Here is a 23838-nt window from a genome sequence, read left to right on the forward strand (position 1 = left end):
CTGCCGTGGATTCCCGCAGCCTCCCTGTGCCCGACGGGCTCGACGGCGTGCGCGTCGATGCCGCGCTGGCCAAGATGCTCGGCTTCTCGCGCACCTTCGCTGCGGAGGTCGCCGAGGCGGGCGGCGTGAGCATGGACGGCCGCAGCCTCGCGAAGTCCGACAAGCTGCGCGGGGGAGCGTGGCTCGAGGTGCAGTGGGAGGCGCGCCGCGAGCCCGAGATCGTCCCCGTCGAGGTGCCGGGCCTGGGCATCGTGTACGACGACGATGACATCGTCGTCGTCGACAAGCCCGCCGGCGTCGCGGCGCACCCCTCCGTCGGGTGGGAGGGGCCGACGGTCCTCGGCGCCCTCGCGGCGGGCGGTTTCCGCGTGGCCACGACGGGCGCGGCCGAGCGCCAGGGGATCGTGCATCGCCTGGACGTCGGCACGAGCGGCCTCATGGTCGTCGCGAAGACCGAGAGCGCCTACACGGCCCTCAAGCGCGCCTTCAAGCAGCGCGAGGTCGAGAAGATCTATCACGCGGTCGTGCAGGGGCATCCGGACCCGCTCGCCGGAACCATCGACGCGCCCATCGGTCGCCACCCCACCCACTCGTGGAAGTTCGCCGTCACGCCGGCGGGCAAGGACTCCGTCACGCACTACGAGACGCTCGAGGCTTTCCCCGGCGCCTCGCTCCTGGAGATCCACCTCGAGACGGGGCGCACGCACCAGATCCGCGTCCACATGGCCGCCCACCGGCATCCGTGCGTCGGCGACCCCCTCTACGGCGCCGACCCCACGCTGTCGGCGCGCCTCGGCCTCACCCGCCAGTGGCTGCACGCGCACCAGCTGTCGTTCGCGCATCCCCGCACGGGGGACTGGGTGACCTTCACCTCCGAGTACCCGGCCGATCTCGCGCACGCGCTGGCGGTGCTGCGGGGCGACTGACGGGCAGGATGCCGAGGCCGGGACAGTGGGCGGCTGTCGGGTCAGCGGCCGCCGTGGAACCGCGCTTCGGCGGCACCCGAGACCGCGGCCGCGATGCGCGCCGTCATGTCGGGGAGCTCGAGTTCGGGCAGGTCGTCGAGGTCGTACCAGCCGACCTCCGTCATCTCTCCGTCGGCCGGATACGGCTCGCCCGACACCCATTCGCACAGGAACGTCAGGTCGAGGTAGTCGGCCTGGTCGCCGTTCCCGTAGGTGACGCGGGGGATCTGGTGGGCGAGCACCAGCCGGACGGCCCGAGCCTGCACCCCGGCCTCCTCCCACGTCTCCCGCACCGCCGCGTCGGCGGGCTCCTCGCCGGGATCGACGATGCCGGTGACGGGCGTCAGCGTGCCGTTGTCGCTGCGGCGGCCGAGGAGGACGCGCCCCTCGTGCACGACGACGGCCGTGACGCCGACGAGGGGGATCGGGTCGTGGCCGATCTTCTCCCTCAACGTGAGGATGAACTCGGGTGTGGGCATTCGGCCACGATAGCGGCGGGAGTGTCGTCGGGCCTTCGTAGACTCGGGACGTGGCATCCGACTCCTTCGTACATCTGCACGTGCACAGCGAGTACTCGATGCTCGACGGTGCGGCCAAGATCGGCGCGATGACCCAGGCGGCCGCCGAATACGGCATGCCGGCGATCGCGGTGACCGACCACGGCAACACCTTCGCGGCGTTCGAGTTCTACAACGCGGCCAAGGCCGCGGGTGTGAAGCCCATCATCGGCCTCGAGGCGTACGTCACGCCGGGTACGCACCGCAGCGACAAGTCCCGCGTCGCGTGGGGCACGCCCGAGCAGAAGAGCGACGACGTCTCGGGCTCGGGCGCCTACACGCACATGACGATGTGGAGCCACAGCACGGAGGGCATGCACAACCTCTTCCGGCTCAGCTCGCTGTCGAGCATCGAGGGCTACTATTTCAAGCCGCGCATGGACCGCGAGCTGCTCGAGACCTACGGCAAGGGCCTGATCGCGACGACCGGGTGCCCGTCCGGCGAAGTGCAGACGCGCCTGCGCCTCGGGCAGTACGACGCCGCGCGTGCCGCAGCGGCGGAGTTCCAGGACATCTTCGGCAAAGAGAACTACTTCGCCGAGATCATGGACCACGGCCTGTCGATCGAGCGGCGCGTCATGACCGACCTCGTCCGCATCTCGAAAGACCTCGGCATCCCGCTCGTCGCGACCAACGACTCGCATTACACGCACCAGCACGAGGCCGACGCGCACGCGGCGCTGCTGTGCGTGCAGTCCGGTTCGACGCTCGATGACCCCAACCGCTTCAAGTTCGACGGCGACGGCTACTACATCAAGACGGCGCAGGAGATGCGCCAGATCTTCCGCGACCACCCCGAGGCGTGCGACAACACGCTGCTCATCGCCGAGCGGTGCGAAGTCGAGTTCAACACCAGCGCGAACTACATGCCGCGCTTCCCCGTCCCCGACGGTGAGACCGAAGACAGCTGGCTCGTCAAGGAGGTCGAGCAGGGGCTGCACTACCGGTACCCCGACGGCATCCCCGACCGGGTGCGCAAGCAGGCCGAGTACGAGACCGGCATCATCCTGCAGATGGGCTTCCCCGGCTACTTCCTCGTCGTCGCCGACTTCATCAACTGGGCCAAAGACAACGGCATCCGCGTGGGTCCGGGCCGCGGATCTGGTGCGGGCTCGATGGTCGCGTACGCGATGCGCATCACCGACCTCGACCCGCTCGAGCACGGCCTCATCTTCGAGCGCTTCCTCAACCCGGACCGCGTCTCGATGCCCGACTTCGACGTCGACTTCGACGACCGCCGCCGCGGCGAGGTGATCGAGTACGTCACCGAGAAGTACGGCTCCGAGCGGGTCGCGCAGATCGTGACCTACGGCACGATCAAGTCGAAGCAGGCGCTGAAAGACGCCGGGCGCGTGCTCGGGTTCCCCTTCAGCATGGGCGAGCGTCTCACCAAGGCGATGCCGCCTGCCGTGATGGGCAAAGACATGGCGCTCAGCGGCATGTACGACACGAAAGATCCTCGCTACAAGGAGGCGAGCGAGTTCCGGGCGCTCATCGACACCGACCCCGAGGCGAAGACGGTCTTCGATCGCGCACTCGGCCTCGAAGGCCTCAAGCGCCAGTGGGGCGTGCACGCCGCGGGCGTCATCATGTCGAGCGAGCCCCTGCTCGACATCATCCCGATCATGCGCCGCGAGCAGGACGGCCAGATCGTCACGCAGTTCGACTATCCATCCTGCGAGGCCCTCGGCCTCATCAAGATGGACTTCCTGGGGCTGCGCAACCTCACGATCATCTCCGACGCGCTCGACAACATCCGCGCCAACCGGGGCGAGGAGCTCGATCTCGAGCACCTCGCCCTCGACGACCGCGCGGCGTACGACCTGCTGACCCGCGGCGACACCCTCGGCGTCTTCCAGCTCGACGGCGGGCCGATGCGGTCCCTCCTGCGGCTCATGAAGCCCGACAACTTCGAAGACGTCTCGGCCGTCATCGCGCTGTACCGCCCGGGTCCGATGGGCGCCAACTCGCACATCAACTACGCGCTGCGCAAGAACGGCCAGCAGGAGGTCACCCCGATCCACCCCGAGCTCGAGGAGCCGCTGAGAGACATCCTCGACATCAGCTACGGCCTGATCATCTATCAGGAGCAGGTCATGGCGATCGCGCAGAAGGTCGCCGGCTTCTCGCTCGGTCAAGCAGACATCCTCCGCCGGGCGATGGGCAAGAAGAAGAAGTCCGAGCTCGACAAGCAGTACGAGGGCTTCTCCGGCGGCATGAAGGAGCGCGGCTTCGGCGACGCGGCCATCCAGGCGCTGTGGGACATCCTGCTGCCCTTCTCCGACTACGCCTTCAACAAGGCGCACTCGGCCGCGTACGGCCTCGTGTCGTACTGGACGGCGTACCTGAAGGCCCACTACCCGGCCGAGTACATGGCCGCCCTCCTCACGAGCGTCGGCGACTCGAAAGACAAGATGGCGGTCTACCTCAACGAGTGCCGCCGGATGGGCATCAAGGTTCTGCCGCCCGACGTGGGGGAGTCCATCCGCTACTTCGCCGCCGTCGGCGAAGACATCCGCTTCGGCCTCGGCGCCGTCCGCAACGTCGGTGCGAACGTCGTCGAGGGCATCATCGAGGCGCGCAAAGAGAAGAAGTTCACGTCGTTCCACGACTTCCTCGACAAGGTCCCGATCCACGTCGCGAACAAGCGCACGCTCGAATCGCTCATCAAGGCCGGCGCCTTCGACTCCATGGGCGACACGCGCCGTGCGCTGCTGGAGATCCACGAAGACGCGACCGAGGCGGCGGTCGACCGCAAGCGCAACGAGGCGCAGGGAGCGATCGGGTTCGACTTCGACAGCCTGTACGACGCCACCGAAGAGGTCGCGCCGGCCAAGGTCCCACCGCGGCCCGAGTGGACGAAGAAGGACAAGCTCGCGTTCGAGCGCGAGATGCTCGGCCTCTACGTCTCCGACCACCCGCTGGCCGGGCTCGAGATCCCCCTCGCCAAGCACGCGTCGCTGAGCATCCACGACCTCCTGGCGTCCGAGACGATCGAGGACGGCGAGCAGGTCACCGTCGCGGGCCTGGTCACCAGCGTGCAGCATCGGGTCGCGAAGTCGAGCGGCAACCCGTACGGCATGATCACGGTCGAGGACTTCGACGGCGAGGTGACCGTCATGTTCATGGGCAAGACGTACACCGAGTTCCAGTCGATGCTGCAGGCCGACTCGATCCTCGTGGTGCGCGGGCGCGTCTCGCGGCGCGACGACGGGTTGAACCTGCACGCGCAGTCCGCCTTCGCACCGGATCTCGGATCGGTGGATGCCTCGGGCCCCCTCGTGCTCATGCTGCCCGAGCACCGCGCGACCGAGACGCTCGTGGGGGAGCTCGCCGAGGTGCTCACGCGCCACCGCGGCGACACCGAAGTGACGCTGCGCCTGCACAAGGGCTCGATCGCCAAGGTGTTCGACGTGCCGCTGCCGGTGCAGGTGACCGCCGACCTCTACGGCGAGCTGAAGGGGCTCCTCGGTCCCTCCTGCCTCGGCTGAGACGCCTGCCGGCGCACCCTCCGCCCCGCGCGTTCCTCATCGTCCCCTCACGGCGCGCGGGTAGTATCGGGGGGTCGCGCTCGGGCTGGGCGCGCGGGAGGGAAAATCGTGGCCGACGAGCATCTGGACGACAACGACACCTTCGAGGACGCACCCGCCGTGGCAGAGGCGGGCGAGGCGCCCGTGCAGTATGGCGTGGGGCCCTTCTCGATCCGTGAGGTCGCGCTCGGCGGCGTGTGGCTCGTCGCCTTCATCGTCTCCTTCTTCTCCATCAGCACCGTCCGATTCGACTCGGTGTGGACCTCCGGCCTGTGGTGGATCCTGACGATCGGCCTTCCGACCGTCGCGGTGTTCCTCATCGGGCTGCGCCGCCTTTCGCCGCAGGGGATTCGCTGTGTCGGCTCGCTGGGCATCGACCAGTTCGCCTCGGTCGCCTTCTCCGTCTCGACGGTGGTCTGGATCACGTACATCTGGGAGACGGTCGCCTTCGCGATCGACAACGGCGTCTGGGCCCGCTCCTGGGTCATCTGGGTCGAGGGCGTGCTGATGCTCGCGGGCGTCGTCCTGACGGTGTTCGCCCCCTTCCTCCCGGTCCTCGGCGAGGACTTCCGCCTGCGCCCCGAGATCGTCGCGCATCGCAACGCGCGCCCGCTCCGGCCGATCGCTCCGAGGCCGCCGCGCCCGCCCCGCCCCGCCGCCCCGCACGACGCGGTCGTGCCCTACGGAGCCATGGGAGCGCCGGTCGACACCGCGAATCCGTATGGCTCGCCGTACGGATCGGCCTACGGCGCCGCGCCCGCCGGCGACCAGGCCTGGAGCGACGACCAGGGTGCGCTCACCGTCCCCGTGGGCCACTACGGCACCGACGCCCAGCCCGTGGACCACCACGCCGAGCACAACGCGGGGCACAACGCCGAGAACAGCTTCGACCCCGCGGCCGACCACACCGCGGAGCGCACCGCCGCGTACTCGACACCTGCCGCCGAGTCGGCCCGCCACCAGGCCTTCTGGGCGCTCGCTCCCGAGGAGCGCCTCGTCGTCGACGAGGCCGGCGTGCCGCACTGGACCATCGGCCCGACCGCCTGGGCGCTCGTCATCGAGGATCGCGGCGACGTCTTCGTCATGCGCCATGAGGACGGCCGCATCGGCTATCTCCACGACGTGAGCGACATCACGCGCGGCTGACCCGACACACGCACGGGGCGCCCAGCCGGGCGCGATATCGTGAACGAATGCTCCGCACGATCGATCTCCGCGGCCGCACGCTCACTTCCACCGAACTCGTCGCGATCGTCCCGCGTGCCACGGCAGCGCGCGACGAAGCGCTGACGACGGCGGCGACGATCGTGCGCGACGTCGCGGCCCGAGGCGAGACGGCCCTGCGCGAGCAGGCCGAGCGCTTCGACGGTGTCGAAGGCCACGACATCCGCGTTCCCGTCGACCACCTCGACGAAGCTCTCGCGGGCCTCGACCCGACGGTGCGCGCAGCCCTCGAGCACGCGATCGAACGCGTCCGCCGTGCGTCGCAGGCGCAGATCCCCGCGCCCGTCGTGACGGAGCTCGCGCCCGGAGCCCGCGTGTCGCAGCGGTGGCAGCCGGTGCGCCGCGTCGGCGTCTACGTCCCCGGCGGCAAGGCCGTCTACCCGTCGAGCGTCGTCATGAACGTCGTCCCCGCGCAGGTCGCCGGCGTGACCGAGATCGCCCTCGCCTCGCCCCCGCAGCGCGAGTTCGGCGGCCGCGTGCACCCCGTCATCCTCGCCGCCGCCAAGCTCCTCGGCGTCGAAGAGGTCTACGCGATGGGCGGCGCCGGCGCGATCGGCGCCTTCGCGCACGGCGTCGCCTCGATCGGCCTCGAGCCGGTCGACGTCGTCACCGGTCCCGGCAACAACTTCGTCGCGGCCGCCAAGCGCGCCGTCGCAGGGCTGGTGGGGACGGATGCCGAGGCCGGCGCGACCGAGATCCTCATCGTCGCCGACGACTCGGCCGACCCGATCCTCGTCGCGGCCGACCTCATCAGTCAGGCCGAGCACGACGAGCAGGCCGCCGCGGTCCTCGTGACCGACTCCGCGAAGCTCGCCGACGCGGTCGCGGCCCACACCGCCGGCCGCGCGGCCCGCACCCGGCACGCCGAGCGCGTCGCCGCGGCGCTGCGCGGACCCCAGTCGGCCATCGTCCTCGTCGACGACATCGCCGCCGCGACGGCGTTCAGCAACGCCTACGCCCCCGAGCACCTCGAACTGCACCTCGCCGATCCCCGTCCGGAGGAGTTCGTCCACGCCGGCGCGGTCTTCGTCGGCCCCGACTCGCCCGTGAGCCTCGGCGACTACCTCGCCGGGAGCAACCACGTCCTCCCGACCGGCGGCCAGGCCCGGTACTCGTCCGGCCTCTCCGCCTCGACGTTCCTCCGGCCCCAGCAGGTCATCGAGTACGACCGCGCGGCTCTCGCCGAGGTGCGCCGCGACATCGTCGCCCTCGCCGACTCCGAGCACCTCCCCGCGCACGGCGAGGCCGTCGAGGCCCGCTTCGAGGACGCGGACGCGATCGGCGCCGCCGCCACCGGCGTCGCGTAGTCTGTCGGAGCCATGCACTGCCCTTTCTGCCGCCATCCCGACTCGCGCGTCATCGATTCGCGTACGAGCGACGACGGACTCAGCATCCGTCGCCGTCGTCAGTGCCCGGAATGCGGCGGCCGCTTCTCGACGATCGAGACCGCGAGCCTCAACGTCATCAAGCGCTCCGGCGTGATCGAGCCGTTCAGCCGCGAGAAGGTCATCTCGGGCGTGCGAAAGGCGTGTCAGGGGCGGCCCGTTACCGAGGCCGACCTCGCGATGCTCGCGCAGACCGTCGAAGAGACGCTGCGCCAGACGGGCGCCTCGCAGCTCGATGCCAACGAGATCGGGCTGGCGATCCTCGGGCCGCTCCGCGACCTCGACGAGGTCGCCTACCTGCGCTTCGCGAGCGTCTATCAGGCCTTCGACTCGCTCGAGGACTTCGAATCCGCGATCGAGCAGCTGCGCGCCGACCACGCCGACGCGCCCCGCTCGCCCGAGGCCTGACCGCTCGCGACAGAACCCCGCGCCGCGGGTCGGTAGCCTGGAGCGGATGTATCCCCTCTTCTTCCGGACCGTCCTCGCTCGCATGGACCCCGAGACGGCCCACCACGCCGCGATGGCCGTCATCCGCGTCCTCGGCGTCCCGCCGTTCTCCTGGGCCGCACGCGCGTTCACGCATCCCGCTCCCGAGCTGCGCACGCGCGCGCTCGGCCGGGATTTCGACTCGCCCTTCGGCGTGGCCGCGGGCTTCGACAAGGACGTCCGCGGCGCGGCGGGCCTCTTCGCGCTCGGCTTCGGGCACGTCGAGGTCGGCACGCTCACGGCGATCCCGCAGGACGGCAACCCGCGTCCCCGGCTCTTCCGCCTCATCCCCGATCGCGCCGTCGTCAATCGCATGGGCTTCAACAACAGGGGAGCGCAGGCCGCGGCATCCCGCCTTCGCCGTCTGCGCCGCCGTCGCCACCGCGGCGTTCTCGGCGTCAACATCGGCAAGAGCCGAGTCGTCGACGTCGCGGACGCGACCGCCGACTACGTCAAGAGCGCGCGGCTGCTCGCGCCGCTCGCCGACTACCTCGTCGTCAACGTCTCCTCGCCCAACACCCCGGGACTCCGCGGGCTGCAGGCGGTCGAGACGCTGCGTCCGCTTCTTCAGGCGGTCCGGGATGCCGCGGGCCTCACGCCGCTCCTGGTGAAGATCGCGCCCGACCTGCCCGACGACGAGGTCGAGGCGATCGCCCGGCTCGCGGTCGACACGCACCTGGCCGGCATCATCGCGGCGAACACGACGATCTCGCGCGAGGGCCTCGAGACCGACTCCGCGGTCGTCGCCGCGGCGGGGGAGGGCGGCCTCTCCGGCGCACCCCTCGGGGCGCGCGCCCTCGAGGTGCTGCGGATCGTCCGCGCCGTCGTTCCGGCGGGCTTCTGCGTCATCAGCGTCGGCGGCGTCGAGACGGCGGCCGACGTCAAGGAGCGACTGGATGCCGGGGCCACCCTCGTGCAGGGATACACGGCGTTCCTCTACCGCGGTCCGCTCTGGGCGCGCCAGATCAACCGCGGGCTCGCCGCGCTGCGCTGAGCCCGTCCGCGTCTCGGCAGAGGGCGCGAGTCGGAGGGCCGGCACGGCGTGCGTCGCCGGCGCGGTCTCCGCGACCGAACGGTCAGGCGGGGCGCTGGCCGCGCTTGACCTGCGGCTTGGGCAGTCGCAGGAAGCGCATCTGGATCGAGCGCATGGCGGCGTACCAGCCGAGACCCTTCTCGACCTTGTCGCCCCACTTCGCCTTCGCGAGGCGCTTGACGCGGATCGAGGTGAGCACCATGTCGCCAATGACGAGGAAGATGAACACCCAGAGCCCGAGGAACGAGTAGTACTGCAGCGCGACGATCGGGATGAACGTCATGACGATGACGAGCACCATGGCGGGCATCACGGCTTCGCCGAGGTGCCAGCCCGAGTCGACCCAGTCGCGCACCCACCGGCGCTGCGGACCCTTGTCGCGCGCCGTGAGGTAGCGCTCGTCGCCGGCGGCCATGCCGGCCCGGGCCTTGTCGCGCTGCTGGGAGAGCTCGGCGCGGGCGCGCGCCTTGGCCTCCTTCGTGTCGGGCACGAGGGGACGCTTGCGAGCGGCCTCCTGCTCGGCGCGGGAGGGGGTCGCACGTCCCTTGCCCGCGGGGGCGCCGTTGAGCGAGGTCCCCTCGGAAGGGGCGTCGCTCAGGGGGGCTTCAGGAGTCTTGGCCACGGATGTACCTCGAAAGTGCGGGGAAGGTGTGCGCTTAAGATTACCCGCATGACTTCTCACCTGAACCGCCAGGATGCCGTCCGCGAAGCCGCGGCGGCCGCCGTGCCCGCCGCTCTCGCCGACCTGGGCAACCTCGTGCGCATCCCTTCGATCGCCTTCTCGGGATTCGATCCGGCCGAGGTGCAGCGCAGCGCCGAGGCGGTCAAGGCCCTCGCGGAGGCGACGGGCGTCTTCGACAGCGTGCGGATCGCGGATGCCGAGATCCCCGGCGCCGGCGAGCGCGGCATGCCCGCTGTCCTCGCGACCCGCGCCGCCCGCAACGGCCGCCCGACGATCCTCCTCTACGCCCACCACGACGTGCAGCCGGTGGGTGACGAGACCCTTTGGGAGTCGGCGCCGTTCGAGCCGACGGTGCGCGGCGGCCGCCTCTATGGGCGCGGCGCCGCCGACGACAAGGCCGGCGTCATGGCCCACATCGGCGCGCTCCGCGCCCTCAAGGAGGCGGTGGGCGAGGACTTCGACCTCGGCGTCGCGCTGTTCATCGAAGGCGAGGAGGAGGCCGGATCGCGCTCGTTCGCGCAGTTCCTCTCCGACCACGCCGACGCGCTGCGTGCCGACGTCATCGTCGTCGCCGATTCCGGCAACTGGGACTCCAAGACCCCGGCCCTGACCGTCTCGCTCCGCGGGAACACGCGGTTCACGCTCCACGTGCGCACCCTCGAGCACGCCTCGCACTCCGGCATGTTCGGCGGTGCCGTGCCCGACGCCATGATGGCCACAGTCAAGCTCCTGGCGACGCTGTGGGACGAGTCCGGCGCCGTCGCGGTGGAGGGGCTCACGCAGCGGGATGCCGAGACCCCGGAGTACTCCGAGGAGACTCTCCGCGACGAGGCCGGCCTGCCGGCCGGCGTCAGCCCCGCCGGCACCGGCACTATCCTCAGCCGCATCTGGAACAAGCCCTCGATCACCGTGACGGGCATCGACGCGCCGAGCGTCGTGAACGCCTCGAACACGCTCTCGCCCGAGGTGAGCGTCGTGATCAGCGCCCGCATCGCGCCCGGCCAGGACGCCCGCGCGGCGTATGCCGCGATCGAGTCGCACCTGCGCGCCCACGCGCCCTTCGGCGCCGAGCTGGAGTTCTCGGCGCAGGACTACGGCGACCCCTTCCTCGTCGACACGAGCGGCTGGGCCGTCGCGGATGCCCGTGAGGCTCTCGAGGTCGCATACGGCGTGGAGCCGGTCGACATGGGCGTGGGCGGGTCGATCCCGTTCATCGCCGACCTCGTCCGCGAGTTCCCCGGCGCGCAGATCCTCGTGACGGGGGTCGAAGACCCCCACGCCCGCGCGCACAGCCCGAACGAGTCGCTGCACCTCGACACGTTCCGCAACGCGCTCGTGGCCGAGGCGCTCCTGCTCGAGAAGCTCGACGCGCGCACCGTCTGAGACGAGGCGCCGCTGCGTGGGAGTCGCAGAGCCCTCTCGCATCCCGCCGTCGTAGAATCGAGGCATCCGCACAGCACGCGCCTCCCGCGCGTGCCGGACTCCGAGGAGAGCCATGACCGACACGGCACTGTCGACCGACCAGATCGCGCCCGCCCACGGCGTGCTGCTCACCGACGCGGCTTCCGCGAAGGTGAAGAGCCTGCTCGAGCAGGAGGGTCGCGACGACCTGCGTCTGCGCGTCGCCGTCCAGCCCGGCGGCTGCAGCGGCCTGATCTACCAGCTGTACTTCGACGAGCGGTTCCTCGAGGGCGACAAGGCCGTCGATTTCGGCGGCGTCGAGGTCATCGTCGACGACATGAGCGTCCCGTACCTCGACGGCGCGTCGATCGACTTCAAGGACACGATCTCGGAGCAGGGCTTCACGATCGACAACCCCAACGCGGCGGGCAGCTGCGCCTGCGGCGACAGCTTCCACTGACCTGCCGCGACCGCGCAGGTCTCGTCCGAACGCCCCTTCCGCCTGGCGGAACGGGGCGTTTCGGCGTACCCGCCCGCGCCCCGGATTTCCGCGATTTCCTCGCGGGAGCGCTGGGCGATTGGCCTGAATCGAGTGAGAGGTTGCCCTAGACTGGCGGGAGTTCTCTCACATGACCGGAAAGGTGCATCGTGCCCTCGAAACGTCGTCTCCGCTGGGCTCTGGCTCCCGTCGGGATCGCAGCGGTAGTCGTTCTGGCCGGGTGCAGCTCGACCGAACTCCACGGCTTCCTGCCCGGCTTCGAAGACCCCAACGCGAAGCCCGCGACGAACCACACCGACATGGTGGCGGGCCTCTGGGTCAACTCCTGGATCGTGCTGCTGGTCGTCGGCATCATCACGTGGGGCCTCATGGGCTGGGCGGCGATCGTCTACCGCCGCCGCAAGGGCCAGACCGGCCTCCCGGTGCAGCTGCGCTACAACATGCCGATCGAGATCTTCTACACGATCGTGCCGCTCATCCTCGTGATCGGGTTCTTCGCCTTCACGGCGCGCGACCAGACGATCCTCGAGACGCAGACCGAGAACCCCGACGTGTCGATCACGGCGATCGGCAAGCAGTGGGCGTGGGACTTCCAGTACAACGGCGACCAGAAGGACGGCTCCGACGCCGTGTGGTCGATGGGTGTGCAGGCCGAGCCCGCGGCCAACGGCGACGTCGACCAGGCCAAGCTTCCGACGCTGTACCTCCCCGTCGACAAGTCGGTGAAGATCCAGCTCCAGTCGCGCGATGTCATCCACTCCTTCTGGATCATCGACTTCCTCTACAAGAAGGACATGTACATCGGGCGTGACAACTACTGGTCGTTCACGCCGACTCGCGAGGGCACCTACGCCGGCAAGTGCGCCGAGCTCTGCGGCGAGTACCACTCGGCGATGCTCTTCAACGTCAAGGTCGTGAGCGAGTCCGAGTACGAGGACTACCTCGCGTCCCTCCGTGAGAAGGGCCAGACGGGCAGCATCACCGACGCCTACGACCGCCTCGGCAACCTGCCCGGTACCGGCGAGACCACAACCGACGAGGAAGAAAACGACTGATCATGGCAACGACGCTCCCACTCCAGGAGACGACTCAGAGCCGTCCCTCCACGATGCCGCCTCGCCAGGCCGCCCTGCTCAGCGCTTCGCGCGTCGAGCAGAAGGGCAACATCATCGTCAAGTGGATCACCTCCACCGACCACAAGACGATCGGTTACATGTACCTGATCGCCTCCGTGCTGTTCTTCATGCTCGGTGGCGTCATGGCGCTCATCATCCGCGCCGAGCTCTTCGAGCCCGGCATGCAGATCGTGCCGACGAAGGAGCAGTACAACCAGCTCTTCACGATGCACGGCACGATCATGCTGCTCATGTTCGCGACGCCGCTGTTCGCGGGCTTCGCGAACGCGATCCTGCCGCTGCAGATCGGTGCGCCGGATGTCGCGTTCCCGCGTCTGAACGCCTTCGCCTTCTGGCTCTTCCTCTTCGGCTCGACGATCGCCGTCGCCGGCTTCCTCACCCCGCAGGGTGCGGCGGCCTTCGGCTGGTTCGCCTATCAGCCGCTTGCCAATGCGAGCTTCTCACCAGGCATCGGCGGAAACCTCTGGATGCTCGGCCTCGGCATGAGCGGTTTCGGCACGATCCTCGGTGCCGTCAACTTCATCACGACGGTCATCACGATGCGCGCCCCGGGCATGACGATGTGGCGGATGCCGATCTTCTCCTGGAACACGCTGATCACCAGCATCCTGATCCTGATGGCGTTCCCGGTGCTCGCCGCCGCGATCCTGGCGGCCGCCGCCGACCGCGTCCTCGGCGCCCACATCTACGACCCGGCCAACGGCGGTGTGCTCCTGTGGCAGCACCTCTTCTGGTTCTTCGGCCACCCCGAGGTGTACATCATCGCGCTGCCCTTCTTCGGCATCGTCTCGGAGGTCTTCCCGGTCTTCAGCCGCAAGCCGATCTTCGGGTACAAGACCCTCGTCTACGCGACCATCTCCATCGCGGCGCTGTCGGTCGCGGTGTGGGCGCACCACATGTACGTCACGGGCGCTGTCCTCCTGCCGTTCTTCGCCCTCATGACGATGCTCATCGCGGTGCCGACCGGTGTGAAGATCTTCAACTGGATCGGAACGATGTGGCGAGGATCCGTCACCTTCGAGACGCCCATGGTCTTCGCGCTCGGCTTCCTCGTGTCCTTCGTGTTCGGCGGTCTGACCGGTGTCATCCTCGCCTCGCCGCCGCTGGACTTCCACCTGTCCGACTCCTACTTCGTCGTGGCGCACTTCCACTACGTCGTGTTCGGCACCGTCGTGTTCGCGATGTTCTCGGGCTTCTACTTCTGGTGGCCCAAGTGGACCGGCAAGATGCTCAACGAGCGTCTGGGCTACGTCCACTTCTGGATGCTGTTCGTCGGCTTCCACATGACCTTCCTGATCCAGCACTGGCTCGGCGTCGACGGCATGGCCCGTCGCTACGCGGACTACTCCGCCGCCGACGGGTGGACGTGGGAGAACCAGGTCTCGACGGTGGGCGCCATGCTCCTCGGCGCCTCGATGATCCCGTTCCTCTTCAACGTCTGGATCACGGCACGCAAGGCGCCCCGGGTCACGGTCAACGACCCGTGGGGGTATGGCGCGTCGCTGGAGTGGGCGACGAGCTGCCCGCCGCCGCGCCACAACTTCACGTCGATCCCGCGCATCCGCAGCGAGCGTCCGGCGTTCGACCTCAACCACCCGGAGGCCGGACTGCCTGTCGGCGTCGGCCCCGCGAAGGATGCTCCCGACGCCCCGGTCGTCGACGGCGCGAAGGGAGCGGTGAAGTAACATGCGCACCAATACAGGGCTCTGGTGGATCCTGAGCATCTTCTTCGTGGTGGTCGCCGTGCTCTACACGGTGTGGAACATCGTCGCGCACCCTGACGTGGCGGTGTGGTACCACCGAATCGAGTGGGTCGGCAGCGTCGCGCTTCTGTTCACGGCCTTCATGGGAGCGCTCATCGCGTTCTACATGAGCCGCGTGCACAACGCGCAGCGTGGTGAGCTTCCCGAAGACATCCTCACCGCCGACATCGACGACGGCGACCCCGAGCTGGGCGAGTTCAGCCCGTGGTCGTGGTGGCCGATCGTGCTCGCGTTCTCGGCGGCCCTCGCCATCCTCGGCCTCGCCGTGGGGGTGTGGCTCTTCCCGATCGGTCTGGGCGTCTTCGTCATCGCGATCGTCGGCTGGGTGTACGAGTACTACCGCGGTCACTTCGCACGCTGAGCGGTCTTCTGCTCTCCGGTCTCGGGCTCGTCGCGGCGGCGACGTCGGACGTCGGCCCGCATCGGTCCGTCAACCAGGACAGCGCGTTCACGTCTGCATGGGCCGCTGCCGTCGCTGATGGCGTCGGCGGCGGCCCGGCGGGCGAGATCGCGTCATCGGTCTTCGTACACCGGCTCATGGCCGGCGCCCGCGGCCCGATCGATGTCGAGCAGCTCGCGACGCTGATGCGTGTCGCGAATTGGGACCTCCGTGCGCTGGTCGAGCGCGACTCCGCGCTCGACGGCATGGCGACGACGTTCACCGGGGTGTTCTTCAGCCCCGCCGGCAAGATCCTCCTCGCGCACACGGGCGACTCACGCGCCTACCTGCTGCGTGACGGTGCCATGTCGCGCGAGACGCGCGACGACTCGTTCGTGCAGCTGCTCGTCGACAGCGGAGTGGTAGGACAGGCGGATGCTGCGTCCCACCCGCAGCGCAACGTCATCACGGCGTCGCTGCGAGGCAGCGAAGACGACCGCATCGCCGTCACGGAGCGTCAGGCCCGTCACGGTGACCGCTGGCTGCTGTGCAGCGACGGCGTGAGCGACTACCTGCCCGACGACGCCCTCATCGACATCCTCGCCGCGGAAGCGCCGCAGGAAGCCGCTGACGCCGTGGTGCGGCTCGCCCTCGAGGCCGGCTCCCGTGACAATGTCACCGCCGTCGTGTGCGATGTCGCAGAGGACGTCGCGCTCCACCGCCGCCCGGTGTTCCGCGGCGCCGCCGAGGACCGGTTCTCGGAGTCGATCGCAGACCTCGACGCGAACGACCGCGGCGCCGCGTCAGCCTGAGAGCGGAACGCATCCGGCTCTTGTCAGCCCGAGACGCGCTGCCGCACGACCATGACCTGCGAGTCGAAGACGCGGGGGAGCGCACCCTCGTCGTTCTCAGTGGGCTGGCCCTCGCGCACCCAGTACTCGTAGCCGCCGATCATCTCGCGCACGGAGTACCCGAGCTTCGCGAATTCCAGGGCGCCCTTCGCCCCCGCGTTGCATCCGGGACTCCAGCAGTACACGACGACGGCGGCGCCCTTCGGGATCTCCTGCGGCGCGCGCGCGGCGATCTCGCGGTACGGGATGTGTAGGGCGCCCACGATCCGTCCCCGAGCCCACGCCTCGTCGCTGCGGACGTCGACGAGCATGACATCCTCCCCGGCCTTCTGTGCCGCGTACACGTCGGAGGCGTCGGTCTCGAGACGGAGCTTGGCGGAGAAGTAATCGAACGCTTCGGTCATGACTCCCAGGCTAGTCACGAGGCATCCGTCGCCGGCCCTGGGCGTCTGACGCACATCGGCGGATTCCTGCCGACCTGCCGCCCCCGGTGGCTGTCATACGAGCGCAAACGACGGATGCCTCGGCGCTGCACCCGGGTGTGGGGCGGCGCCGAGGCATCCGTCAGTGAAGCGCTCTTACTTCTTGGTGCCGTTCTCGTCGTCATCGGGGATGATGACGTTCGAGGGGCGGTTGGCGGTCTCGCCGTGACGGCCGTCGTCGATCGGCACGTGCGGAGCGTCCGGCACGCCGGCCCGCTCGTGCGCACCCTGGATCTCGAGGTCCTTCTCGGTGGCGATGTGGTCGAGCTCGTGGTGCTGGTGCGCCGAGGCGGCGTCGAGTTCGGCCTGGGTCACCGGAGTGAGGCGGTCCTCGAAGAACCAGCGCGAGATCGAAGCGCGGAGGTTCTCGTGCCACGGGATGCGGCCACGCGAGTTGGGACGCACGACGAGCGGCTCGTACGCGTCGTAGTCGACGAGCTTCCAGCGGTCGAACTGATCGACCGGCTGGTGCACCTCGATGTACTCGCCGCCGGGGAGGCGGACGATGCGACCGGACTCGTAGCCGTGGAGGAGGATCTCGCGGTCCTTCTTCTGCAGCGCCAGACACATGCGCTTCGTGACGAAGTAGGCGATGATCGGGCCCAGGATCAGGAGAGCCTGAAGGGTGTGGATCACGCCCTCCATCGTGAGCTTGAAGTGCGTCGCGATGAGGTCGGACGAGGCCGCCGCCCACATGACCGCGTAGAACGTGACGCCGGCTGCGCCGATCGCGGTGCGCGTCGCCGCGTTGCGGGGACGCTGGGCGATGTGGTGCTCCCGCTTGTCGCCCGTGATCCACCCCTCGATGAAGGGGTAGATGAGGACGAGCACGATGAACAGTCCGATGATACCGAGCGGGATCAGGATGTTCCACGACCAGGTGAACCCGAACCAGTACGTCTCGAGGTGCGGCGGGATGAGTCGCAGCATGCCGTCGGCGAAGCCGATGTACCAGTCGGGCTGAGTACCGGCGGAGACGGGGGAGGGGTCGTACGGCCCGTAGTTCCAGATCGGGTTGATCGTGAACAGCGAGGCGATCAGCACGATGACACCGAACGTGATGAAGAGGAACCCGCCCATCTTCGTCATGTAGACCGGCATCATCGGGTAGCCCACGACATTGCTGTTGGTGCGGGCGGGCCCGGCGAACTGAGTGTGCTTGTTGATCACCATCAGCATGAGGTGCAGCACGAGCAGGCCGACGAGGATCGCGGGCAGCAGCAGGATGTGGAGCGTGTACAGGCGGCCGACGATCTGGTCGCCCGGGAACTCGCCGCCGAACAGCAGGAACGAGGTCCACGTGCCGATCAGCGGGATGCCCTTGATCATGCCGTCGATGATGCGCAGGCCGTTGCCGGAGAGCAGGTCGTCGGGGAGGGAGTAGCCCGTGAAGCCTTCGCCCATCGCGAGGATGAACAGCACGAAACCGATGACCCAGTTGAGCTCGCGCGGCTTGCGGAACGCGCCGGTGAAGAACACGCGGAGCATGTGCACGCCGATGCCGGCCACGAAGGTCAGGGCCGCCCAGTGGTGGATCTGACGGACGAGGAGACCGCCGCGGATGTCGAACGACAGGCGGAGCGTGGAGTCCAGCGCGGCCGACATCTCGACGCCGCGCATCGGAAGGTACGCACCCGTGTAGTGGGTGGGAACCATCGAGGCCTGGAAGAAGAACGTCAGGAACGTGCCCGACAGGAGCACGACGACGAAGCTCCACAGCGCGATCTCGCCCAGCATGAACGACCAGTGGTCGGGGAAGATCTTGCGGCCGAGCTCCTTGACGAAGCCGGACAGGCTCGTGCGCTCGTCGATGTAGTTCGAGGCTGCCCCGACGAAGCGACCGCCGAGGGGCTTGTCACGTGTCGCACCGGGCGCGGAGGCGGGCTCGAGCGTCACGTTCTCCGAGGGGTGAGTCGCGGTACTCAATGGCGCTCCCAGAAGCTCGGGCCGACGGGCTCGTTGAAGTCGCTCTGCGCGACCAGGTAACCTTCGCCGTCGACGGTGATGGGCAGCTGCGGGAGCGGGCGAGCCGCAGGCCCGAAGATGACCGCTGCGCTACGCGACACGTCGAACTGCGACTGGTGGCACGGGCAGAGCAGGTGGTGGGTCTGCTGCTCGTACAGCGCGACGGGGCAGCCGACGTGCGTGCAGACCTTGGAGTAGGCCACGATGCCGTCGTAGCTCCACTCGAGCTTGTTCTGATCGGCGGGGAGCTGCTCGGGCAGGAGGCGCATGAGGAGCACGATCGCCTTGGCCTTCTCCTCGAGGTAGCCCTCGCTGTGGTCGAGGTCGGCCAGAGGCTCGGGGATCACGTGGAAGGCAGAGCCGAGAGTGACCTCGGACGCCAGGATCGGGGTGCCCTCGGGGTCGCGCGCGAGGCGCATGCCCTTCTCCCACATCGTGTGGCTGAGCGCCTCGACGGGGTTGACGTTCTGCGGCGCGAGACCGCGGAACAGCGTCACGCCCGGCAGCACCGACGCGACGACGGCGGCGATGAGGGAGTTGCGGATCATCGCGCGACGACCGAAGCCGGACTCCTCGTTGGCGTCCTCGAACGCCTTGATCGCGGCGGCGCGCGTCGAGTCACGACCGCGCGTCGCGTGGCGGGGCTCGATGAACTCCTTGTCGGACATGATCGCCTTCGACCAGTGGATCGCGCCGAGGCCGATCGCAAGCAGGGCGAGTGCGATGCCGAGGCCGACGAAGAGGTTGTTGTCGCGGACGCTGACGAGCGAGCCGTCTTCGATCGGGAACAGCATGTACGCGGCGATCGCCCAGATGCTCGCGGCGACCGACAGGTAGAACAGCGTGTAGACCGTCCGGACCGCGCGCTTCATGGCCGCCGGGTCCTGGTCGGTCATACGCTCGCGGTGCGGCGGGAGCTCCGGGGTCTGCACCTTGTCGGGGACCGCGACCGCGAGCCCCGACGAAGGCTTCCAGGAAGCCCTCTCGTGCTCGAGCGGGTCGTCCTCGTGTGCCATGGCTCTCCTCTTGGTGCTTCTCTTCAGTGATACGTCAGTTGGACTTCGCGGTGATCCACACCGTGATCGCGATCAGGGTGCCGATGCCGAAGATCCAGATGAACAGACCTTCGGAGACCGGGCCGAGCGATCCCAGTGTGAAGCCACCCACCGACACCGCCTCCTGCTGGAAGAGCAGCGACGAGATGATGTCGCGCTTGTCTTCCGTGGAGAGGTTCATGTCGCTGAAGACCGGCATGTTCTGGGGTCCGGTGACCATCGCGGCGTACATGTGCAGCGCGCTGGTCTCGTGGAGGGCGGGAGCGTACTTGCCCTCCGTCAGGGCGCCGCCGGCACCGGCGACGTTGTGGCACATGGCGCAGTTGATGCGGAACAGCTCCGCGCCGCGCGCGACGTCGCCCTTGCCGTCGAGGACCTCTTCGGAGGGGTACGTCGGGCCGGGCGAGGTCTGCTGGACGAACGCGGCCATGGCCTTGATCTCGTCCTCGGTGAACTGGACGGGCTTCTGCGGTGCCTGGGGCGCCTGCGCCGCGAGGGGCATGCGCCCGGTCGCGACCTGGAACTCGACGGCAAGCTCACCCACGCCGTAGAGCGACGGGCCGGCCTCGGTGCCCTGGAGGTTCATACCGTGGCAGGTGGCGCAGTTGGCCTGGAACAGCTTCTTGCCGTCCTCGACCGTGAGCGCGGACTTCGCCTGGGTGTCTCCGGTGCTCGCCATCGCGGCGGAAGCGCCCGCATAGGCGCCGCCGGTCAGGAGCAGTCCGATGCCGATGAGGGCGGCCGCGGCCCAGGGGCTCCGGCGTCCGTTGGAGCGGCGCTTGGTCACTCGTGCCATGTCGGGGTACAGCTCCGCTCTATTTCAGGAAGTAGATGACGAGGAACAGTGCGATCCACACGACATCCACGAAGTGCCAGTAGTACGAGACGACGATCGAAGTCGTCATCTCCTTGCGACCGAAGTTCTTGACCGCGTACGCGCGGCCGATCACGAGGAGGAAGGCGATGAGGCCGCCGGTGACGTGCAGGGCGTGGAAGCCGGTCGTCAGGTAGAACGCCGAGGCGTACGAGTCCGCATTGATCGGCATGCCCTCGGTGACGAGCTGGGCGTACTCCCAGACCTGACCGGAGACGAAGATCGCGCCCATGACGAAGGTCAGGTAGAACCACTCGACCATGCCCCACTTGCGGACGTTGAAGAAGCCGCCCGTCCGGTAGGACTGGAATCGCTCGGCGGCGAACACGCCCATCTGGCACGTGACGGAGGAGAGCACGAGGATGATCGTGTTCACCGTCGCATACGGGATGTTGAGCAGGACAGTGCGCTCCGCCCACAGTTCAGGGGAGGTGTTGCGCAGGGTGAAGTAGATCGCGAAAAGTCCCGCGAAGAACATCACCTCGCTGCCGAGCCACACGATGGTTCCGACGGCGACCGGGTCAGGCCGCTTGACGGACCGCATCGCCTGGGAATAGGTCGCTGGCGTGGTCGTCACGCTCCCCATTATGGCTGACTCCAGGCGTGGAGATTCGCACTGGAGGGCATCGATTTGGCTTCGGCCGAAGTTAGGCGGGCCTCAGAGCACGCCGGGAGTCTCACGTGCGGCAGGTGTGAGTGTGCTGATGACGCATCGAAGCAGCCCCGCGAGCGCCGCGACTAGGCTTCTGGCTTATGGCGGAGCTGTACACCTGGGCCGGAATCTTCACGACGCTTCTCGACAAGCGCGACCTCAGCGTGTCGGAGTCGACGTGGGCGATGCGCAAGATCATGCGCGGTGAGGCGACGCCCTCGCAGCTCGGCGGATTCCTCGTCGCCCTCCGGGCGAAGGGCGAGACCGTCGACGAGATCGTCGGGTTCCGCGACGCCATCCTCGAGTCCGCGCTCCCGCTTCCCGTCAACGCCGAGGTGCTCGACATCGTCGGCACAGGCGGCGACCGCTTCGGCACCGTCAACGTCTCGACCATGGCAGCGGTCGTGGCCGCGGCATCCGGAGTCCCCGTCGTCAAGCACGGCAACAAGGCCGCGAGCTCCTCCTCCGGCTCGAGCGACGTGCTCAGCGCGCTCGGGATCGACCTGAACCTCTCTCCCGAGGCGGTCGCAGAGACCCTCGACCGCGCCGGCATCACGTTCGCGTTCGCCTCGGCGTTCCACCCGGGCTTCCGCCACGCCGGCTCGACGCGGGCAGAGCTCGGCGTGCCGACGGTCTTCAACTTCCTCGGGCCGCTGTGCAACCCGGCGCGCGCCGAGGCCAATGCCGTCGGCGTCGCCCACCTCGACCGCGTGCCGCTCATCACGGGCGTCTTCCAGACGCGCGGTGCGACGGCGCTCGTGTTCCGCGGCGACGACGGACTGGATGAGCTGACCACGACGGGCCACTCGCGCCTGTGGGAGGTCAGCCGCGGCGACATCCACGAGCACGACCTCGACCCGCGCGACCTCGGCATCCCGCTCGCCGAGATCGACGACCTCCTCGGCGGCGACCCCGCGCACAACGCGGCGGTCGTCCACCGGGTCTTCGCGGCCGAGCAGGGGCCGGTGCGCGACATCGTGGTGCTCAACGCCGCCGCCGGGATCGTGGCCTACCGGCTCTTCCGGGACGCCTCGCAGGTGCAGCGGCCGATCCTCGAGCGTCTCGCCGAGGCGCGCGACGACGCGGCCGCGGCGATCGACGACGGCCGCGCCGCGGCGAAGCTCGACGAGTGGGTCTCGGTCACGAGGTCGCTCGCCGGCTGATCGGCCGAGTCTGCGCGCCGCCTGTCCGAAGCCGAGTCGCTCGCCGGGTGATCGGCGCACGCCCTCCCCAGCGATCGGCGAAGCGCCGACGAACACGCGCGACCCGTTGTACCTCCGTGTCGGGGTGCGCCGCTAGCGTGTGGTCTGAAGCCCCTGTCTCGCCAAGGAGGACGACATGACCGACGCAGCCGCCGACACGATCGAACACCCCGTCAAGAAGGTCGGCGCCGTCAAGGTCGTCGGTGTGCTCGGGATCATCGGAGGCATCCTCCTGATCCTCGTCGCGGTCATCGCCTGGATCTCGGTCACGACCCAGCTGACCGCCGAGAACATCACCGTCCCCGACGACGCCATCGCCTTCCAGGGGCAGCAGGTCACGGGCCCGCTCACCGCCTTCGTGCAGGCCGACATCATCAACAAGCACGCGCTGGAGGCCACGGGCGGCAAGACGTACGCCGAGCTCGCACAGGACGACCCCGCGCGCAGCACCGCGATGCAGGCGTCGTTCCTGCGGGCCTCGCTCTACACGTCGGTCGTGGCATACGGCGTGTGCCTGTTCGCCGCCGCGATGGGCGTCCTCGCCATCATGTTCGGGTGGGCTCTGCGCCGCCTGGCCGACACCCCCGTCATCGTCAAGCGAACTCCTTTCGCCGCCGCGCCGTGACGCCGGCCCGACCCGCGGGCGTCCGCCCGTCCACCCCGACATGAACCCCTACGACGCCCTGACCGAGATCGCGACGCTCCTCGAGCGGGAGCGCGCCTCGCGCTACAAGTCCAAGGCGTTCCGCGCGGCGGCCGACGCGATCGCGGGGCTGAGCGACGAGCAGCTTCGGGATGCCGCATCCCTCCGTCGTCGCAAGGGCATCGGCGACTCGACCTTCGCCGTCATCCAGGAGGCCTTGGAGGGCGAGGTTCCGGCCTACCTCACCGACCTGCGCGAGCGCGCCGGCGTCGAGCGGCAGTCGGGGCTGCGCAAGCTCCTCAAGGGAGACCTCCACAGCCACAGCGAGTGGTCGGACGGCCTCACCTCGATCGACCTCATGGCGGCGGCGGGGCGCGCCCTCGGGCACGAGTACCTCGCGCTCACCGATCATTCCCCCCGCCTGCGCGTCGCGAACGGGCTCTCCGCCGAGCGGCTCCGCGAGCAGCGCGACATCGTCGCCGCCGAGAGCGGAGAGGGCTTCACGCTGCTGTGGGGCATCGAGGTCGACATCCTCGACGCCGGTGCCCTCGACCAGGAACCCGGTCTGCTCGACGAACTCGACATCGTCGTGGCATCCGCGCACTCGAAGCTGCGCATGGAGAAGGGGCCCATGACGCGGCGGCTCGTCGCGGCGGTCTCGAACCCCCGCGTCGACGTGCTCGGCCACGTCACGGGACGGCTGGTCGAGGGGTCCCGCGGCACGCGCCCGCCGTCGACGTTCGAGCCCGAGGCCGTGTTCGAGGCATGCGCCGCACACGGGGTCGCCGTCGAGATCAACTCACGGCCCGAACGTCAGGATCCGCCCGACGAGCAGATCGAGCTGGCGATGTCGCTCGGATGCCTCTTCTCGATCGACTCGGACGCGCACGCGCCCGGTCAGCTCTCCCTGATCGACTACGGGGCCGAGCGCGCCGAGCGACTGGGCGTGCCGCCCGAACGCATCGTGACGACGTGGCCGCTCGCGCGGCTCAAAGAATGGACCGGCCTCCGTCGCGGGGGATGAGGCCTCGCCATGCGCCGAGGGGCGCGAGCGTATCGTGAGGCTGGGACAGG

General features: G+C 69.0%; 22 protein-coding genes. 15 read left to right on the top strand and 7 right to left on the bottom strand.

What is annotated here, in order from left to right:
• Positions 1-5: 5 nt before the first annotated feature.
• Positions 6-926 (top strand): RluA family pseudouridine synthase, encoded by a 921-nt coding sequence (locus ACSBPH_RS16915; protein WP_442575472.1) that lies wholly within the window; start codon positions 6-8, stop codon positions 924-926.
• A gap of 41 nt (positions 927-967) precedes the next feature.
• Here the strand turns inward: ACSBPH_RS16915 and ACSBPH_RS16920 are convergent, their stop codons facing one another.
• Positions 968-1444, bottom strand: a complete 477-nt coding sequence (locus tag ACSBPH_RS16920; RefSeq protein ID WP_442575473.1) for an NUDIX hydrolase — start codon at positions 1442-1444, stop codon at positions 968-970.
• Positions 1445-1542: 98 nt separating this feature from the next.
• Here ACSBPH_RS16920 and dnaE point away from each other — a divergent pair, with 98 nt between their 5' ends.
• The 5 genes from dnaE (at position 1543) to ACSBPH_RS16945 (ending at position 9141) form a co-directional block, all read left to right on the top strand.
• A complete protein-coding gene (dnaE, locus tag ACSBPH_RS16925; RefSeq protein ID WP_442577333.1) occupies positions 1543-5013 on the top strand; it encodes a DNA polymerase III subunit alpha in 3471 nt (1156 codons plus the stop codon).
• 108 nt (positions 5014-5121) lie between these two features.
• A complete protein-coding gene (locus ACSBPH_RS16930; protein WP_442575474.1) occupies positions 5122-6198 on the top strand; it encodes a hypothetical protein in 1077 nt (358 codons plus the stop codon).
• Positions 6199-6245: 47 nt separating this feature from the next.
• The gene (gene hisD / locus ACSBPH_RS16935; protein ID WP_442575475.1) at positions 6246-7583 is read left to right on the top strand and encodes a histidinol dehydrogenase; all 1338 of its coding nucleotides are present in this window, start codon (positions 6246-6248) and stop codon (positions 7581-7583) included.
• A gap of 12 nt (positions 7584-7595) precedes the next feature.
• On the top strand, positions 7596-8069 hold the full coding sequence (gene nrdR, locus ACSBPH_RS16940; protein WP_442575476.1) for a transcriptional regulator NrdR: 474 nt from the start codon (positions 7596-7598) through the stop codon (positions 8067-8069).
• A gap of 46 nt (positions 8070-8115) precedes the next feature.
• Complete coding sequence (locus ACSBPH_RS16945) at positions 8116-9141, top strand: quinone-dependent dihydroorotate dehydrogenase (RefSeq protein ID WP_442575477.1); 1026 nt, start codon at positions 8116-8118, stop codon at positions 9139-9141.
• An 82-nt stretch (positions 9142-9223) separates the two neighbouring features.
• On the opposite strand, the gene ACSBPH_RS16950 is transcribed toward ACSBPH_RS16945, so the two are convergent.
• Positions 9224-9802 carry a DUF3043 domain-containing protein gene (locus ACSBPH_RS16950; protein WP_442575478.1) on the bottom strand — a complete coding sequence of 193 codons (579 nt, stop codon included), beginning with the start codon at positions 9800-9802 and terminating at the stop codon, positions 9224-9226.
• 48 nt (positions 9803-9850) lie between these two features.
• Between ACSBPH_RS16950 and ACSBPH_RS16955 the strand changes: the two genes are divergently transcribed.
• From ACSBPH_RS16955 to ACSBPH_RS16980, 6 genes are all read left to right on the top strand, one after another.
• A complete protein-coding gene (locus tag ACSBPH_RS16955) occupies positions 9851-11245 on the top strand; it encodes a dipeptidase (protein ID WP_442575479.1) in 1395 nt (464 codons plus the stop codon).
• A gap of 112 nt (positions 11246-11357) precedes the next feature.
• Complete coding sequence (locus ACSBPH_RS16960) at positions 11358-11723, top strand: HesB/IscA family protein (protein ID WP_141882611.1); 366 nt, start codon at positions 11358-11360, stop codon at positions 11721-11723.
• Positions 11724-11911: 188 nt separating this feature from the next.
• Positions 11912-12817: an aa3-type cytochrome oxidase subunit II gene (gene ctaC, locus ACSBPH_RS16965; RefSeq protein WP_442575480.1), complete on the top strand. Its 906-nt coding sequence runs from the start codon at positions 11912-11914 to the stop codon at positions 12815-12817.
• A gap of 2 nt (positions 12818-12819) precedes the next feature.
• Positions 12820-14583, top strand: coding sequence for an aa3-type cytochrome oxidase subunit I (gene ctaD, locus ACSBPH_RS16970; protein ID WP_442575481.1), 1764 nt, complete (start codon positions 12820-12822; stop codon positions 14581-14583).
• A gap of 1 nt (position 14584) precedes the next feature.
• Positions 14585-15022: a cytochrome c oxidase subunit 4 gene (locus ACSBPH_RS16975; protein ID WP_442575482.1), complete on the top strand. Its 438-nt coding sequence runs from the start codon at positions 14585-14587 to the stop codon at positions 15020-15022.
• 8 nt (positions 15023-15030) lie between these two features.
• Positions 15031-15852 carry a PP2C family protein-serine/threonine phosphatase gene (locus ACSBPH_RS16980; RefSeq protein ID WP_442577334.1) on the top strand — a complete coding sequence of 274 codons (822 nt, stop codon included), beginning with the start codon at positions 15031-15033 and terminating at the stop codon, positions 15850-15852.
• Positions 15853-15875: 23 nt separating this feature from the next.
• Here the strand turns inward: ACSBPH_RS16980 and ACSBPH_RS16985 are convergent, their stop codons facing one another.
• The 5 genes from ACSBPH_RS16985 to ctaE form a co-directional block, all read right to left on the bottom strand.
• Positions 15876-16295 carry a rhodanese-like domain-containing protein gene (locus ACSBPH_RS16985; RefSeq protein WP_442575483.1) on the bottom strand — a complete coding sequence of 140 codons (420 nt, stop codon included), beginning with the start codon at positions 16293-16295 and terminating at the stop codon, positions 15876-15878.
• Between the two features lie 174 nt (positions 16296-16469).
• On the bottom strand, positions 16470-18269 hold the full coding sequence (qcrB, locus tag ACSBPH_RS16990) for a cytochrome bc1 complex cytochrome b subunit (RefSeq protein WP_442577335.1): 1800 nt from the start codon (positions 18267-18269) through the stop codon (positions 16470-16472).
• A 26-nt stretch (positions 18270-18295) separates the two neighbouring features.
• Complete coding sequence (qcrA, locus tag ACSBPH_RS16995) at positions 18296-19354, bottom strand: cytochrome bc1 complex Rieske iron-sulfur subunit (RefSeq protein WP_442575484.1); 1059 nt, start codon at positions 19352-19354, stop codon at positions 18296-18298.
• Between the two features lie 34 nt (positions 19355-19388).
• Positions 19389-20189, bottom strand: a complete 801-nt coding sequence (gene qcrC / locus ACSBPH_RS17000; protein ID WP_442575485.1) for a cytochrome bc1 complex diheme cytochrome c subunit — start codon at positions 20187-20189, stop codon at positions 19389-19391.
• A gap of 19 nt (positions 20190-20208) precedes the next feature.
• Entirely contained in the window at positions 20209-20853 is a 645-nt protein-coding gene (gene ctaE / locus ACSBPH_RS17005) for an aa3-type cytochrome oxidase subunit III (protein ID WP_442575486.1), read from the bottom strand.
• Positions 20854-21020: 167 nt separating this feature from the next.
• Here ctaE and trpD point away from each other — a divergent pair, with 167 nt between their 5' ends.
• The 3 genes from trpD to ACSBPH_RS17020 all read left to right on the top strand — a co-directional run bounded on the left by trpD (position 21021) and on the right by ACSBPH_RS17020 (position 23788).
• Positions 21021-22082: an anthranilate phosphoribosyltransferase gene (gene trpD, locus ACSBPH_RS17010; RefSeq protein ID WP_442575487.1), complete on the top strand. Its 1062-nt coding sequence runs from the start codon at positions 21021-21023 to the stop codon at positions 22080-22082.
• A 175-nt stretch (positions 22083-22257) separates the two neighbouring features.
• Entirely contained in the window at positions 22258-22746 is a 489-nt protein-coding gene (locus tag ACSBPH_RS17015) for an aromatic ring-opening dioxygenase LigA (RefSeq protein WP_442575488.1), read from the top strand.
• 40 nt (positions 22747-22786) lie between these two features.
• Positions 22787-23788 carry a PHP domain-containing protein gene (locus ACSBPH_RS17020; RefSeq protein WP_442575489.1) on the top strand — a complete coding sequence of 334 codons (1002 nt, stop codon included), beginning with the start codon at positions 22787-22789 and terminating at the stop codon, positions 23786-23788.
• Positions 23789-23838 lie beyond the last annotated feature (50 nt).

It is taken from the genome of Microbacterium sp. F51-2R, assembly GCF_052180235.1.
Classification (GTDB): domain Bacteria; phylum Actinomycetota; class Actinomycetes; order Actinomycetales; family Microbacteriaceae; genus Microbacterium.